The 15,485-nt window shown below is 34.7% G+C and carries 14 protein-coding genes; 6 read left to right on the top strand and 8 right to left on the bottom strand.

Translation table 11 applies throughout. From position 1 onward, the window contains the following. Positions 1 to 81: 81 nt before the first annotated feature. From Q0871_RS10325 to Q0871_RS10315, 3 genes are all read right to left on the bottom strand, one after another. Positions 82 to 777, bottom strand: coding sequence for an ABC transporter ATP-binding protein (locus Q0871_RS10325; protein ID WP_299322055.1), 696 nt, complete (start codon positions 775 to 777; stop codon positions 82 to 84). 151 nt (positions 778 to 928) lie between these two features. Beyond that, a complete protein-coding gene (locus Q0871_RS10320; protein ID WP_299322052.1) occupies positions 929 to 2,179 on the bottom strand; it encodes an efflux RND transporter periplasmic adaptor subunit in 1,251 nt (416 codons plus the stop codon). A 56-nt stretch (positions 2,180 to 2,235) separates the two neighbouring features. After that, the gene (locus tag Q0871_RS10315) at positions 2,236 to 3,582 is read right to left on the bottom strand and encodes a TolC family protein (RefSeq protein ID WP_299322050.1); all 1,347 of its coding nucleotides are present in this window, start codon (positions 3,580 to 3,582) and stop codon (positions 2,236 to 2,238) included. 201 nt (positions 3,583 to 3,783) lie between these two features. Here Q0871_RS10315 and Q0871_RS10310 point away from each other — a divergent pair, with 201 nt between their 5' ends. Both Q0871_RS10310 and Q0871_RS10305 read left to right on the top strand, forming a co-directional pair. Next, positions 3,784 to 5,148 (top strand): sigma-54 dependent transcriptional regulator, encoded by a 1,365-nt coding sequence (locus Q0871_RS10310; RefSeq protein WP_299322047.1) that lies wholly within the window; start codon positions 3,784 to 3,786, stop codon positions 5,146 to 5,148. Next, complete coding sequence (locus Q0871_RS10305) at positions 5,148 to 6,494, top strand: ATP-binding protein (protein WP_299322043.1); 1,347 nt, start codon at positions 5,148 to 5,150, stop codon at positions 6,492 to 6,494. The genes Q0871_RS10310 and Q0871_RS10305 overlap by 1 nt, the downstream gene beginning before the upstream one ends. Positions 6,495 to 6,496: 2 nt before the next feature. On the opposite strand, the gene Q0871_RS10300 is transcribed toward Q0871_RS10305, so the two are convergent. From Q0871_RS10300 to Q0871_RS10280, 5 genes are read right to left on the bottom strand one after another with little or no spacing between them, the layout of a single operon-like run. Further along, positions 6,497 to 6,841: an MGMT family protein gene (locus Q0871_RS10300; protein ID WP_299322039.1), complete on the bottom strand. Its 345-nt coding sequence runs from the start codon at positions 6,839 to 6,841 to the stop codon at positions 6,497 to 6,499. 13 nt (positions 6,842 to 6,854) lie between these two features. Further along, complete coding sequence (locus tag Q0871_RS10295) at positions 6,855 to 7,481, bottom strand: LysE family transporter (RefSeq protein ID WP_299322036.1); 627 nt, start codon at positions 7,479 to 7,481, stop codon at positions 6,855 to 6,857. A 4-nt stretch (positions 7,482 to 7,485) separates the two neighbouring features. Next, a complete protein-coding gene (gene trmB, locus Q0871_RS10290; RefSeq protein ID WP_299322033.1) occupies positions 7,486 to 8,154 on the bottom strand; it encodes a tRNA (guanosine(46)-N7)-methyltransferase TrmB in 669 nt (222 codons plus the stop codon). Positions 8,155 to 8,206: 52 nt separating this feature from the next. Further along, on the bottom strand, positions 8,207 to 9,277 hold the full coding sequence (locus tag Q0871_RS10285) for an ATP-binding protein (protein WP_299322030.1): 1,071 nt from the start codon (positions 9,275 to 9,277) through the stop codon (positions 8,207 to 8,209). Beyond that, positions 9,278 to 9,964 (bottom strand): response regulator transcription factor, encoded by a 687-nt coding sequence (locus Q0871_RS10280; protein ID WP_299322029.1) that lies wholly within the window; start codon positions 9,962 to 9,964, stop codon positions 9,278 to 9,280. Between the two features lie 229 nt (positions 9,965 to 10,193). On the opposite strand from Q0871_RS10280, the gene Q0871_RS10275 reads away from it, so the two are divergent. The 4 genes from Q0871_RS10275 (at position 10,194) to Q0871_RS10260 (ending at position 15,478) form a co-directional block, all read left to right on the top strand. Then, positions 10,194 to 11,486 (top strand): hypothetical protein, encoded by a 1,293-nt coding sequence (locus tag Q0871_RS10275; RefSeq protein ID WP_299322022.1) that lies wholly within the window; start codon positions 10,194 to 10,196, stop codon positions 11,484 to 11,486. Between the two features lie 100 nt (positions 11,487 to 11,586). After that, a complete protein-coding gene (locus Q0871_RS10270) occupies positions 11,587 to 14,424 on the top strand; it encodes a TonB-dependent receptor (RefSeq protein ID WP_299322018.1) in 2,838 nt (945 codons plus the stop codon). A 242-nt stretch (positions 14,425 to 14,666) separates the two neighbouring features. After that, the gene (locus Q0871_RS10265) at positions 14,667 to 14,975 is read left to right on the top strand and encodes a T9SS type A sorting domain-containing protein (protein ID WP_299322013.1); all 309 of its coding nucleotides are present in this window, start codon (positions 14,667 to 14,669) and stop codon (positions 14,973 to 14,975) included. Positions 14,976 to 15,154: 179 nt separating this feature from the next. Continuing rightward, positions 15,155 to 15,478 (top strand): T9SS type A sorting domain-containing protein, encoded by a 324-nt coding sequence (locus Q0871_RS10260; RefSeq protein WP_299322010.1) that lies wholly within the window; start codon positions 15,155 to 15,157, stop codon positions 15,476 to 15,478. Positions 15,479 to 15,485 lie beyond the last annotated feature (7 nt).

Below are 15,485 nucleotides of genomic sequence, written 5' to 3'. Positions count from 1 at the left end.
TCGGTTTTTGGTTGATTAGTTGTCTTCGCTTCTGTTCCGCTCAGTGAACCGAACCAATAATTGATTGATGAATAAACCCCGCTACATCATGGCTCCGATTGCCCTGTTCTGACTTTCAGTTACTATTTGACCATCGAATAGGTTAACCACTCTATGCGCATAGTGCGAATCTCTATCTGAGTGTGTTACCATAACTATGGTGGTTCCCTCTTGGTTTAATTCTGTTAATAGGTTCATTACCTCGATTCCGTTTTTAGAATCTAAATTACCTGTTGGCTCATCTGCCAGTATTAATTTTGGATTGGTTACCACCGCTCTTGAAATAGCTACACGTTGCTGTTGACCACCCGATAGTTGCTGTGGAAAATGCTTTTCTCTATGTGCAATTTTCATTCGCTCCAAAACCTTCATTACTTTTTCTTTACGCTCTGCTTTACCCATTTTTAAGTAAATCAGCGGTAGCTCTACATTTTCAAAAACTGTAAGTTCATCGATAAGATTAAAACTCTGAAAAACGAAACCCAAATTACCTTTACGTAATTGTGTACGCTGACTTTCCTTTAACCCACCAACTTCATTACCAGCAAAATTGTAGCTGCCATCGGTAGGGTTATCTAACATACCAATAATGTTCAATAAGGTAGATTTACCACAACCAGACGGACCCATAATGGCAACAAATTCTCCATCTTCTACTTTTAGGTTGACACTATTCAATGCCAAGGTTTCTACTTCTTCTGTTCTAAAACTTTTTTTAAGGTTCGTAATGGTTATCATATTCCTGCTATTTTGATTGTTATAATGACACCGAGAATTCTCAGATGTGACAGTTGGTTTTCTATTTTAATACTATTCTCTCGCCCTTTCACCCTTCGGCTACGCTCAGGGTTCGAATTCGAACTCTATAGGTAGCTGAGCGAAGCCGAAGCTATTTTAATACTATTCTCTCGGCTTCGCCGAAATTATCATAGTTACTTGTAATTACTTTTTCTCCAGGTTCCAGCCCTTCTAATACTTCATAGTATCTAGAATTCTGCTTTCCTATTCTAATATTTCTTTTAATGGCCTCTCCACCATCAGCATTCACAACAAAAATCCATTGTCCGCCAGTGCTTTGAAAGAAACTTCCTTTTGGTAACAAAAGCGCATCGTTAGATTCACCTAATTGTAATTTAATGTTGTAGCTCTGACCCGAACGAATGGTCTCTGGCTTATTATCGGTAAACACTAAATCGACCTTAAACCTACCGTTTCTAACCTCAGGATATACCTTTCGTAATCGCAATGGAAATTCTGTTCCGTTACGCTCTAAAACCGCAACCAAATCTCTTTTAACCCTATCAATATAATGCTCATCGATTTCTGCTTCAATCTTATAATCAGTAAGTACATTAATCTGCCCTATTCGCTGCCCTTGTGCTATACTTTGCCCAATTTCGGCATCTAAAAATCCTAATTGACCATCTGCAGGAGCGCGAACATTTAAGTGATCTAGTCTTTGGTAAACCATACCCAAAGTCTTTTGCATACGGTCTAAATCTGTATCCAAACCTTTTAATGATGTTGAGCGTAATTCATCATCTTGTACAGTTTGTACTTTAATAATTTCATGCTGTTTTTGAGATAATTCATAATTTTCTTTTGATAATTGAAAGGCTTCTCTAGATATTAACTCATCTGCAAACAATGCTTTATTTTGCTCGTAGTTTCTTTTCAAACGTTGTAAGTCTGTACTTGCCGTCGCCAATGACCTTCTGCCTTCTACCTGTCTTGAATCGAAACTCATTTTGGTTGACCTTAAATCATTTTGCTTTAATGCCAAGTTACTTTCGCTAGCCAAAATCTGCTCGTACAAATTCATGTTCTCTAGCTTCAAGATGATATCACCTTTCTTTACCATGGCACCCTCTTCTATAAGTTTCTCACTTACCCGACCACCTTCATAAGCATCCATATAAATGGTGGCTATTGGCGCAACACTACCGTTAATAGTAATATAATCATCAAATTTGCCTGCAGAAACCTCAGCGATCGAAAGCTTATCTTTTTCTGTTCTAAAGGTTGACACAGAACTGGCAAATAACAATTGATACCCAACAAATAAAAGCAGTATACCCAATGCAATGTAGCCGAAGTGTTTTGGCTTCAATCCTTTTTTCTTTTCTAATTTTATATCCATCTTATTCTTAATTCGTTGTTCGTATTTGGTTACTGATTAATCGCAGGGCTTGATTTCTAATTAATATCAAAAACTGGCAAGCCTCTGTAAAAATCCAATGTACTCTTATTGATTTCTGAACGGAGTTTTACCTGTAAGTTTTCGTTTTGTGCACTGGCATATAAATTCTTAGCGGTAAAAAGCTCCAATGCATTTATCAACCCTTTTTCATAGCGCTTTTGAGCTATGGTGAATGCTAAGTTCTGTGCATCCATTTTCTGATTACTCTGTACTAGCTCTATCAGTAAAGAATTATAATCTTGTACTAATTTTTGTATCGCCTGAAATAGTTCTTGCTCTTGTGTTTTTAAATTATTATCTGCTCGTAGCCTTTCTATTTTAGATTGCTTAACTCTAGACCTTGCCGACCAACCATTACTAATAGGCACATTTAAATTCACCCCTATATACTGCGATGTATTATCTCTAAACTGTTCTCTAAATGGTAATGTATTGCCCAATGTATCTCTAGTTGTTTCAAAATATCCAGTACCGATACCTGCAAAGAATGAAAGAGAAGGATACAATCCACCTCTTGAAACTGCTATTTGTTTTTTAGCTGCTTCTGCTCTAAACTCTTGAGCTTTTATCATTGGTATAAACTCCCTAGCCTCATTATAAACAGCATCAGACTTCATTTCTTGGCTATTAAACTCTGATATAATTTCTTCTAAATCTTTTTGAATTACTATATCTGAAGTATTCTCTAAATTCATTTCTTGGATCAAGGTCAACTTCGCCGAAGCCAATTGATTGTTACTTTGAGTTACATTTAACTTATCGGTCAATAATAAAGATTCTGCTTCATACAAATCTGCACCAGCTTTCAACCCTAATTCTACCTGCTTTTCTACTAGGTTGTAATTAGATTGTGATACTGTTAATTGCTCCTTTGATATTTCAACTAGTCCTTCAAAAAACTGAATATCATAAAAAGCTTGCATCACTCTAAATGCCAACAAATATTTTTGCTGTAAAACTTCTTCTTGGGTTGCCTTGAACAACAACTTAGATGCTTTTATCGCATTAATTTTCTGAAACCCCTGAAATAAATCTATAGATGATTCTAATGAATAATTATTCGAATAAAAATCTTGATTTACGAATGTTCCCGTATTAGGATCCTCTGCTCTACCATAGCTAATTAAATAACTAGAAGATGCATTTACAGATGGCAATAAATTACGAACCGATTGTCTGTAGGTTTCTCTGTTAGATTGGTTGGTATACTTAAAGTCGTTTAATTGCAAATTATGCTCTATTGCAAAAGACACGCATTCATCTAATGTCCAACTTTCTTGAGCAAATAGAGACCCCCAAATAGAGAGTAATAAAAGTGTCGTTATTTTAAATTTTTGGTTCATTTCTTAATTGGTATGCCATTCTCTATACTATATGCGTGCCATAATTTTAAATTATTGATTATCAGATATTTACGTGTGAATAAAAATTATACATATTTTACCAGTGTAAAAATGTTGTACAGATAATGTCAAATATTTTTACACTGCTATGAAAATACAAACTTCTATGTGTAGATTTAAATGAGTTAATAGATTGTTGCCATGATAGATGCTAAAATACTTGTAGTAGATGATACCAAAAGTGTATTGAGCGCTTTAGAGATATTATTACAGTTTGAATATAAAAGTGTACAAACAATATCTAACCCTAACCTGCTTACCTCTTTCCCTAACTTACAGGAAATTGATATCATATTATTAGATATGAACTTTTCTGCGGGAGTAAACACTGGTAACGAGGGATTATACTGGTTGCGAGAGATAAAAAAGAAAGCTTCGCATATATCGGTAATTATGATGACGGCCTATGGCGCCGTAGAACTTGCTGTTGAAGCCATAAAAGAAGGTGCTACCGATTTTGTACTCAAACCTTGGAACAATGAGCGACTTTTAACTACGGTAAAATCTGCCTACGAGCTTAGAAAATCGCAGAAAGAGGTACAGCATTTAAAACAGAAAGAAAGTAATCTTAAGCAGGTTATCAATCAGAATTCAAATTACATTATTGGTAATTCTAAAGCATTGAACAGTGTTTTAAACTTGGTACAGAAAGTTGCCAAAACAGATGTCAATATTTTAGTTACCGGTGAAAATGGAACGGGTAAAGAACTAATCGCCCGAGAGCTTCATAAATCATCTGTTAGAAATAACGAAGTTTTTATCTCGGTAGATATGGGTTCTATATCAGAGAATTTATTCGAGAGTGAACTTTTTGGTCATGTAAAAGGGTCTTTTACAGATGCTAAAGATGACCGCGCAGGTAAATTTGAAGCTGCTAATGGCGGTACTCTCTTCTTAGATGAAATTGGTAACCTTTCTTTACAAATGCAGGCAAAATTATTATCTGTTATTCAAAACAGGGTCGTTGTGCGTGTGGGATCAAACAAGCCAATTGCTGTTGATATTAGATTAATATGTGCTACCAATGGTAATTTAGAACAAATGGTTACTGACGGATTGTTTCGTGAAGATCTTTTATACCGAATAAACACTATACAAGTACAGGTGCCAGCATTGCGAGATAGAGATAATGATGTTTTGGTATTGTCAGATTTCTTTTTGAAAAAATTCGCCAACAAGTACGGTAAACCCAACTTAAAAATAAATCAATCTGCACAAGAGAAATTAATGACATACCCTTGGCCAGGCAATGTTAGAGAACTATTACATACTATGGAGCGTGCCGTTATTTTATCGGAAGGAAATGTATTAAAACCAACTGATTTTCTTTTGGATACAAAAACAACGGTTACGATAGAAGGTGGACCAAAAACCCTTGAAGAAATGGAATTGGTAATGATCAACAAAGCGCTGAATGACCATGAAGGTAATTATAGTGCAGCCGCAGATCAATTGGGTATCTCTAGACAAACACTTTATAATAAACTTAAAAAATCTGGCAAATAATGGTTAGCAAAAGTATATACTACCAACTTGTTTTCAGGATTATTTTAATTGCAGTTTGTGCCCTGTTAACCGCATTTTTATTCTTTAAAGAGCATTACCTACTAAGTGTTATATTATGCCTTGTTTTTATAGGACAGACATACGGACTCATACATTACGTAAACCAAACCAACAGAAAAATTGCTTATTTCTTCGATGCTATAAAAAATGAAGATTTTACTTTACGTTTTCCAGAAAAATTGAGTGTAAAATCTATTGAAGAACTCAACCAAAGCTTGAATATGTTGAATGGTATGATTCAAGATATTCATGTAAAAAAACAGGCACAAGAGCAGTATTATCAAGAAATACTGAGACAAGCTGATATTGGTATATTCACTGTCAACGATAAAGGTCATATTCTTTATGCCAACCCTACGGTACAAAACTTATTAAATTACAGGCCTTTAAATCATGTTAAACAATTAAAGCAAATAGACCCTAATCTCTATAGCCTATTTGAATCTTTAGAGCCTTTTGAAAGCACGCTATATTCTTTAGGAAATGAACGAGGTAAAAAAGAATTGACTTTAAAGTGTACGCCAATTGCTATTGAAGGCAAGCAGTTATTATTGGTCATTGTTCATGATATTCAAAAAGAACTGGATGATAAAGAAACCGATTCTTGGGTAAAACTGATTCGCGTTTTAACCCATGAAATTATGAATACCATTACCCCGATTACTTCTATCTCTGAATCTATCTTAAAATATTTTAAGAAAGGAAATGTGCTTTCTACACCCGAAGAATTTGGCGAACTTCAAATAAAAAATTCTGCAAAAGGTTTAGAGGTTATCAAAGAACAAGGAAATGATTTAATGAGTTTTGTACAGTCTTACCGCACATTTTTAAGTGTACCTGAACCTGATCGAGAATTAATACCGGCTAGCAAGATTTTAGAAAAAGTTAGGTTGTTATTACAAGAGTATACCAACGGACATAATATTACTTTAGAAGTATCATCTGAACCTGAAGACTTAGAACTTTACATCGATGAAAAACAGCTAACCCAAATACTTTTAAACTTGGGTAAAAATGCCCAACAGGCTTTAGAAGGGCAAGATGAAGGAAGTATTGTTATTAAAGCCGGTGTAGAACCACAAGGAAAAAAATACATCACCGTTACCGATAACGGACCGGGTATATCGCCTGAAATGCTAGATGAGGTATTTGTTCCATTTTTTACCACCAAAAGCACAGGAACTGGCATTGGTCTAAGTTTAAGCAAACAAATTATGCGAATGCATGGTGGATCTATTCGGGTAGCATCAAATGAGATAACTACATTTACGCTAACCTTTCAATAGTGTTATAATTCCGCTTTAAGTTCTGTAAAAGGATCCCAAAAGTAATCTTCTAGTTTTATGATTTGCAGGTCTTTTATTACTACTCCTTCACCTTCTAATAGTTGTTGCATGAGATTGGTGCCGTCAAAATGATGTTTACCGGTAAGTAATCCGGCTTTATTGACTACTCTATGCGCAGGAATATCATCCATATTATGCGATGCATTCATTGCCCAACCTACCATTCTTGCACTGCGGGCCGCACCTAAATATTTGGCTATTGCACCGTAAGAAGTTACACGCCCCTCTGGTATTAACCGTGCCACCTGATATACTCTCTCAAAGAAATTCTCATTTTCAGGTTTCATCTGCTATATCCGTTTATTTAAACAATCTAAAAGCGGTAATTACAAATAACAATACCATTAATCCGCTTAAAATAAAATTACTGTTCTTAGAGAACGACGTTGTTTTATGCTCCCACTTATTAAAATAGATCACATATAAATACATAGCAAGAAAAGTACCACTGCCTGCTGCCAGAATAAACAAAACCTCATCTATGATTTTGAAGGTCATAAATCCTTGAGAGTGAAAAACCGTATTTAATCCGCTATAATAAGGTATCGCCAAAAGATTAATAAGTGCCAAGAACACCCCTTTAGAAAAACTATTTCGCTTTTTAGTTTCGGTAAGTATCAGCGGCTTATTCTCTTGCTTTCTACCCTTTATAAAAAATACAATTGCCAACACAAAAAAGATACCTAATGCCAATTGTAGCAATACTTCTATTACATGCTGGTTTCTAGATATTAATTTTGCAATCCGTACCGCAACATATGTTTGTAGCATAACAGCTAGTGCTACACCCAAACCAAAAATTATTCCATTTGTTTTTCCCTTTTCTACACTTGTCTTTGCTGCATTTAAATTCAGCAAACCGGGTGGCAATGATGCTAAGAAGGCAGCACCAAAAGTGAATACAAATAAAATAGGTAATTGTTGCATTGAATCAGTTTACCTTGAACCTAATAAAAGTAATAGGCTTTCCTTTTTCAAGATACTGATTTTCATAGAAAGTCTGTATTTCTAAGACTTCTTTAGGGCTACCCTCATTCTTATACACATCATGGTTGGCATAAAGTACCTCTAACCCTAGACCGTGAAGTAGACCTAGCGTATACCCATGCATGAACTCGCTATCTGTTTTAAGATTCACCGTTCCTTCAGGTTTTAGAACTTTCTTGTAACGTTCTAAAAATGCCGTATTGGTCATACGATGTTTGGTTCGTTTATATTTTATTTGAGGATCTGGGAAGGTTATCCAAATTTCAGATACCTCCTCTTTACCAAAAAGATAATCCACCAATTCAATTTGAGTTCGTATAAAACAAACATTTGGTAAATCTCCTTCAATAGCCTCTTTAGCTCCTTTCCAGAATCGGGCACCTTTTATATCGATACCTATAAAATTCTTATTCGGGAACTTCTTTGCCAACCCTACAGTATACTCCCCTTTTCCACAACCCAATTCTAACACTATAGGATTATCATTTTTGAAATGGGTATTCCACTTTCCTTTCAACGGGAAACCGCCTACCACTTCTTCTCTTGTTGGTTGAATTACGTTTGAAAACGTCTCGTTTTCTTGAAATCTCTTTAATTTATTTTTACTTCCCACAATTATTACATCTAAACTGCGGCAAATCTAAGAAAAAAGAGAGGGTTAGCGATTATTGTACTTCCTCTATTTGAACGATACTTTTCTCTAGCGTAAAAGAAAACTCCGATCCAACCTCAACAGCGCTTTCTACATAGATTTTTTCTCCATGAGCTTCTATTACATGTTTTACAATAGCAAGACCCAACCCAGAGCCTCCTTCACGGCGGCTACCACTTTGATCTACTCTATAAAAACGTTCAAAAAGTCGAGGAATATGTATTGCAGGTATGCCTTCACCATTATCAGTTACTCTTACAATTACCTTATTCTTGACCAAGTCTTCTACACTTACTTCGGTTGTACCATTGTCATTACCATATTTAATGGAGTTGACCAATAAATTTGTTAGCACCTGTTGTATTTTCTCTTTATCTGCAAATACGAATATGGGGTCAACATATTCCATATCAAAAGTTAGGGTTATATTTTTCTTGGCTGCTTTCATCTCTAACAGATCAAATACGCTTTGTATTAAATCTATAATATCGAACGAATGCTTTTCAAGATTAAGATGCCCAACCTCTAACTTGGTTATTAAATCTAAATCTTTTACAATATAGATTAACCGGTCTACCGCTTTATTGGCTCGTATTAAATACTTCTTACGAACATTTTTGTCATCAATTGCACCATCTAACAAGGTTTCAATGTAGCCTTGCACAGTAAACAGCGGAGTTTTTAGCTCGTGAGACACATTACCTAAAAAGTCCTTTCGGTATTCTTCTCGAATTTTTAATGTGTCTATTTCAATTTTCTTATCCTTTGCAAACTTTTCAATTTCTGCGGTTAAGGTTCTCATATCTGTAGTAACAGGATATGAGAGTATGGTACTAGATTCTAATAACTCTACATCATCATAGATTTTTTTAATTCGTTTGTAGATGAATTTTTCTATTCTTAATTGCAAAGTGATAAAAGAAATAATAAAAAAGAACAACGCTGCAAATAACAAAATACCCCAATTTATGGTACTAAATCGCCATTGTAACAATGCTAGCACAGCTATGCCGATTATTACAATATAAAGCGATGAGCGAAATGCAAAACGATATGATTTTCTTGAACGAACTTTAGCAGCCATTTAGAGTACAAACTTATATCCTACTCCCTTAACGGTCTTAAAATGGTCTTCTCCAATTTTTTCGCGAAGCTTTCTAATATGCACATCAATGGTTCTACCACCGACAACCACTTCATTACCCCATACTTTATCAAGAATTACTTCTCTTTTAAATACTTTACTAGGTTTTGAAGTTAACAGGGCAAGAAGTTCAAATTCTTTTCTTGGTAAAATGATTTCTTTACCTTTCTTGACAATCTTATATTCTTCTCTATTAATAACTATATCGCCTACCTGGGTTATATCTTCTTGAGCGTTTTCTTCGTTCTTAATACGTCTTAGTAGTGCATTCACCTTACTCACCAACACTTTTGGTTTAATAGGCTTTGTAATATAATCATCTGCACCTGCATCAAAACCGGCTACTTGAGAATAATCTTCTCCCCTAGCTGTTAAGAAGGTAATAATAGTATTTTCCATACCAGGAGTTCTTCTTAGAATCTCACAAGCTTCAATACCATCCATCTCGGGCATCATTACATCTAGTATAATAAGGTGTGGCATTTTCTTTTTTGCCTTAGCTACACCATCGGCACCATTTTTAGCGGTGTACACATCGTACCCTTCGGCAGATAAATTGTAGGCCACTATCTCTAGAATGTCTGGCTCATCATCAACTAAGAGTATCTTAATGTCCTTCTTTTTCATGGTTTTCAAATTAGATTGATTCGCTCAAAAGTAAAGATAATACTATTACTGCAACGTCAGTTAACATTGATTTAATGTAGTAACGTTTACATAACATTAACAAAATAAATGTTTAACACGAATCTAACCCGAACATTACAACTGCACTCTTTCTTTGCAGTGCAATAAAATTGTAATTGTTAAGAACTCTATTGCCAACCTAATTAAATTAATAATTCAAAAAGAAAAGATGAAAAAAATTATTTGGTCACTTGCTACCGTTACTGCCATCATCGCTGCAGCGTCTTGTGAAAAAGAAACAGTAGTAGAAATTGAAAAAGAAGTAATCGTTGTAGATACGGTAACAACAGAAACTGAAGTTGAAACTTCAATAACTGTTTCTGAAGACATCGTTACAGATGTTACATGGACCGCTGATAAAATTGTCACTTTAGATGGTAGAGTATTCGTTTCTGAAGGAGCTACACTTACTATTGAGCCAGGTACAATTATAAAAGCAAACGCTGGATCAGGTGTTAATGCTTCTGTATTAATAGTAACAAGAGGTAGTAAAATTGAAGCTATAGGTACTGCTACAGCGCCAATAATTTTTACTTCTGCAGCTGACAATATTGAAATAGGAGAAACTGCCGGTACTAACCTTGATCAAAACGATCGTGGTCTTTGGGGCGGTTTAATCGTATTAGGTAATGCACCTGCATCTTTTGATGGTGATGCTGAATCTGCTCAGATAGAAGGAGTTCCTACCGATACTGATGGAGATAAAGGTTTATATGGCGGATCTGACTCTGCCGATGATTCAGGTATTTTACAGTACATCTCTATTCGTCATGGTGGTGCTTTAATTGGTGAAGGAAACGAAATTAACGGTCTTACTTTAGGTGCAGTTGGCACTGGAACAACTGTTGACAATATTGAAGTTGTTGGTAATGTTGATGATGGTGTTGAATTCTTTGGTGGAAGCGTAAACGCTACTAACCTATTTGTATGGGCACAAGGCGATGACGGTCTTGATATTGACCAGGCTTACTCGGGTACTATTGATAATGCAGTAGTTGTACAAGGCGGTATTTCTGATCACGCTTTAGAAATTGACGGACCAGAAGGTTCTTTACAAGGTGGCTTTACTTTAACAAACGCTACTTTAATAGGTTTAGTTGACAATGTTGAAAATGGTGAAATCGCAGATTACCGTTCAAACGCACAAGGTACTAGCAACAATATATTAGTAACTAATTTTACAGGAGTAGGTACTGATTTACAACTTTCTGATGTTGAATTAGACAACGAAGGTGTTGCCGCTAATTATACTGCAGGTTCATTAGTATTTACCAACTGGGAAATAGTATTACCAACTGGTGTTACTGCTTCTTCTGAAGTATTTAATGATACTACAGACAGTACAACTTTTGAAGCTGATGCCGCAACTTTCTCATCTGCCGTAACAGAAGGAACTGTTGGTGCTGACACTTCTGCTTTTTCTTGGACTTACGCTAATACTAAAGCTAGCTTAGGTTTCTAATTATAAATACAAATAATAGTTACACATAAAAATTGCTCGTCTTAGACTAATCTATAGGCGGGCAATTTATTTCTTTTTTAATAATTTCAATTAATTTATTATGAAACTTAAGTTATTATTCATTTTACTCATCACCTTTTCTTCTCAAGCTATCTTTGCGCAAGAAGGTATTATTTCAGGAACGGTAAACGATGGTGAATTTAATGACGTTCTTCCTTTTGCAAATATTCTTATCAAAGGCACTACAAAAGGAACCACATCAGATTTTGATGGAAAATATGTTCTAGACGTTGAGCCTGGCACTTACACCGTTACTTTTTCGTACTTAGGATACGAAACAAAAGAAGTAGCCGAAGTAGTTGTTGCGCCTGGTGCAGAGCAAATAATAGATATTACTTTAAATCCGCTTGCAAATGCGCTAGACGAAGTAGTGGTTACAACAACTGTTAGTAAAAACACAGAAGCTTCTGTATTAAATCTACAAAAGAATTCGGTAGCATTATTGGATGGTTTATCTATACAAAGCATTAAAAAATCTGGTGCTAGCGATATTGCTAGTGCTATTAAATCGGTACCTGGTGTATCTGTACAAGGAGGTAAATTTGTTTACGTTCGTGGTTTAGGTGACCGTTATACCAAGTCTATTTTAAATGGTGTAGATGTACCTGGTCTTGATCCAGACAGAAACACTTTGCAATTAGATATTTTCCCAACAAACATTCTTGACAATATTATTGTAATCAAATCTGCAACTGCAGACCAACCTGCAGATTTTACCGGTGGTGTCGTTGATATTGTTACCAAAGATTTCCCATCAAGAGCAGAATACAGTTTCTCAGCTGGTTTAGGTTATAACTCTAGCATGCACTTTAAGAACAATTACCTCAGTTATGATGGTAGCCCAACAGATGCATTAGGTTTTGATAATGGCCAAAGAGATTTAGCAATACCTCAAAATATAGAAACACCTTTACCTGTTGTTGATGGTAATAGATCTGCTGCTCTAACAAGATTATTGGAACCAAATCTAAAAGCACTTGAAGATCAAAGTGGTGCAGATTTCAATATTGGTTTTACTGCTGGTAACCAATATAACCTTAATGAAGATGGCACTAAAAAAATAGGCTATTTAGCCTCTCTTACTTATAAAAACAGTACTGAATTTTACGAAGATGTTGTTAGCGGACAGGTCTTTAGAAAAGAAGATCAAGACAAATCTGTTCTTGAATTAACTGATGACAGAACACAATCTGGTAATACAGGAGTTAATAATGTACTTATTAGTGGTCTTGCAGGTATTTCATTTAAAAGCCTTCAATCTAAATACAAGTTAAATGTATTACATATACAAAACGGAGAATCTGGTGCTTCATACATTAGACAAGATAATTTTAATGTAAACTCTAACACTATTTTCAAAGATGTATTAACATATACACAACGTTCTATTACTAACATTTTATTAAATGGTGAACACACGAACGAAGATGCTTCTTGGAAAATTTCTTGGAAAGTTTCGCCAACATTTTCTAAAATCTACGATAAAGATTTAAGAACAACTCCTTTTAGATTTGAGCCAGAAACTGGAAACTTCACCATTTCACCTAGCGAATCTGGAGACCCAAGTAGAATTTGGAGAGACCTAGAAGAATACAATGTAGCTAGTAAATTAGACCTTACAAGAAAACATCAATTATTTGGTAGAGATGCAAAACTTAAATTTGGCGGTGCTTATACTATTAAAGAAAGAGACTTTGTTGTAAATCAATTCTCAACACCGATACAATCACAAGCAGGTAACTTTAGCCTTAATTTCGAAGGTAATGCAGATTTGATTTTAGCTCCTGAAAACATATATAATCCAGAAACAAGAGAAGGTACTTATGTAAGACGTGATTCTAACATATCCGACTCTTTCAACTCTCAAATTACTGTTGGCGCTGGTTATGTTGGAGATGAATTTAAACTATCTGATAGATTTAATGCCATTGTTGGTGTAAGATTTGAAAAGTTTGACCTTCGTTACTCAGGTGAAAATCAAGATGGTGAAGTTTTTGACAATCAAAGTATCTTAGACAAAGCTGACTTTTTTCCTTCTGCAAACTTCATATATGATTTAAATGAAGAAGCTAATAAAAAGTTGAGAGCATCTTTCTCTAGTACTACAGCAAGACCTTCTTTTAAAGAAGCTTCTAATGCTCAAATTTTTGATCCAGTATCAAGTACATTCTTTATTGGTAATATTGATATTCAACCAACTTATGTTAATAACTATGATATAAGATTTGAAGCTTATGGCGAAGGAACAAATTTCTTTGCGGTTAGTGGTTTTGCTAAAACTTTTGATGACCCTATAGAACTTACATTCATTAGAGAAGCTAGAGGTCAATTTATTCCTCTAAACTTAGGTGATGCCAAAGTATTTGGCGCTGAACTAGAATATAGAAGAAATATGGACTTTATACCGGGATGGGAAAATTTCAATTTCAATGCTAACATTTCTGTTATTGAATCTCAGCAAACATATAGTGAAGATGAAGAAGCTGCAAGAATTGATAACCTAAGAACAGGCGAAACCCTCGATGAATTCAGACAACTACAAGGACAATCACCATTTTTGTTAAATGTTGGATTTAGCTACGATAATAATGACAATGGATGGCAAGGTGGACTTGTTTACAATGTTCAAGGTAAAACTTTAGAGATTGTAGGTAACGGTGATATTCCAGATGTATACACATTACCATTCAATAATTTAAAATTTAACCTTAGCAAAGAATTCGGGAAAGATAACAGCAGCAAAATATCTTTGAAATTCGAAAATATATTGAACGATGACATCGAAAGTGTTTATCAATCATTTGGTGCAGAAGACCAAGTTTATTCTTCTAGGTATCCAGGACAAGCAATTTCTTTAGGATATAGTTACCAGTTCTAAAATCTTAAAATTCAATATCTAAAAGCCCGCAAATTGCGGGCTTTTTTATTTAAAATAATTCTTACAATCATAGACTACATGCTAACTAAAACCCAAAGAAAATAGGTAGTTGACGTCATAAATAGTGCATTTCATCGATTAAAATGCATTTCATCGATCTTTTCACAATATCTACTCTTACAAAAATAAAAAGGACTGTTAAATTCCTATATTTGTGGCATAGCATTTGTAACCAGCTATATATGAAGCACCTTTACCTAATCATCTTCTTTTTTGTTATTTCCTTCAGCTATGGACAAAGTACCCAAAGCAATGGAGATATTGATGGTTTTAGTATGTATCCAAATCCGGTTACTACAGGTAAAGTTTATATTTCTACCAACCTTAACGCTCCTAAAGAAATTTTCATCTACGATGTATTTGGTACATTGTTATTAAAGACTACTATTTTAGGTAAAGAATTAAATCTTTCTGATTTAGATTCCGGCGTGTACGTATTGCGTGTTCTTGAGAAAAACAAGATGTGTACACGTAAGTTAATTGTAAAGTAAACCGATTATAACTTTTTCTTCCTTAATTTCTATTAACCACTATCGGTTAACTACACGTTTTTACGACGAAATACTTCGCGTATTTCATTGACCTACATAAATTTAGCTTTCACAACATTTTCCGTGTTCTAGTTACACTTCTATTTATCTTTGAAGTGTTGATCCCAAATCAATACAAAATGAAGAAAATCTACTTTATGCTATTTATGGTAGTCTCCGTTGGGTTATATGCCCAAGACACCATAGATATCAAGAACCTACGCAACGATGAAATTGTCGGTTTCAAATTATACCCCAACCCTGCAATAGCAGATGTTGTTTATGTAACAACACAGAAAAATAACTTTAAAGAGGTTAGAGTTTACGATGTATTCGGTGAGCTAGTCTTAACCGAAAAATTATCTACAAAGGCAATGAACATTTCTAGATTATCACCTGGGGTTTATGTTGTTCAAGTAACTGAAAACGATAAATCTATTACCCGTAAACTGGTTGTAAAATAAATAACCT

The organism is uncultured Maribacter sp. (assembly GCF_947500985.1).
Lineage (GTDB): Bacteria > Bacteroidota > Bacteroidia > Flavobacteriales > Flavobacteriaceae > Maribacter.
The sequence above is the reverse complement of the archived record's forward strand: the minus strand, read 5'-3'. Positions and strand labels throughout refer to the sequence as shown.

Coding starts and splice junctions, on each gene's coding strand:
- Q0871_RS10325 (WP_299322055.1), bottom strand. CDS start 777: ATGATAACCATTACGAACCTTAAAAAAAGTTTTAGAACAGAAGAAGTA.
- Q0871_RS10320 (WP_299322052.1), bottom strand. CDS start 2,179: ATGGATATAAAATTAGAAAAGAAAAAAGGATTGAAGCCAAAACACTTC.
- Q0871_RS10315 (WP_299322050.1), bottom strand. CDS start 3,582: ATGAACCAAAAATTTAAAATAACGACACTTTTATTACTCTCTATTTGG.
- Q0871_RS10310 (WP_299322047.1), top strand. CDS start 3,784: ATGATAGATGCTAAAATACTTGTAGTAGATGATACCAAAAGTGTATTG.
- Q0871_RS10305 (WP_299322043.1), top strand. CDS start 5,148: ATGGTTAGCAAAAGTATATACTACCAACTTGTTTTCAGGATTATTTTA.
- Q0871_RS10300 (WP_299322039.1), bottom strand. CDS start 6,841: ATGAAACCTGAAAATGAGAATTTCTTTGAGAGAGTATATCAGGTGGCA.
- Q0871_RS10295 (WP_299322036.1), bottom strand. CDS start 7,481: ATGCAACAATTACCTATTTTATTTGTATTCACTTTTGGTGCTGCCTTC.
- Q0871_RS10285 (WP_299322030.1), bottom strand. CDS start 9,277: ATGGCTGCTAAAGTTCGTTCAAGAAAATCATATCGTTTTGCATTTCGC.
- Q0871_RS10280 (WP_299322029.1), bottom strand. CDS start 9,964: ATGAAAAAGAAGGACATTAAGATACTCTTAGTTGATGATGAGCCAGAC.
- Q0871_RS10275 (WP_299322022.1), top strand. CDS start 10,194: ATGAAAAAAATTATTTGGTCACTTGCTACCGTTACTGCCATCATCGCT.
- Q0871_RS10270 (WP_299322018.1), top strand. CDS start 11,587: ATGAAACTTAAGTTATTATTCATTTTACTCATCACCTTTTCTTCTCAA.
- Q0871_RS10265 (WP_299322013.1), top strand. CDS start 14,667: ATGAAGCACCTTTACCTAATCATCTTCTTTTTTGTTATTTCCTTCAGC.
- Q0871_RS10260 (WP_299322010.1), top strand. CDS start 15,155: ATGAAGAAAATCTACTTTATGCTATTTATGGTAGTCTCCGTTGGGTTA.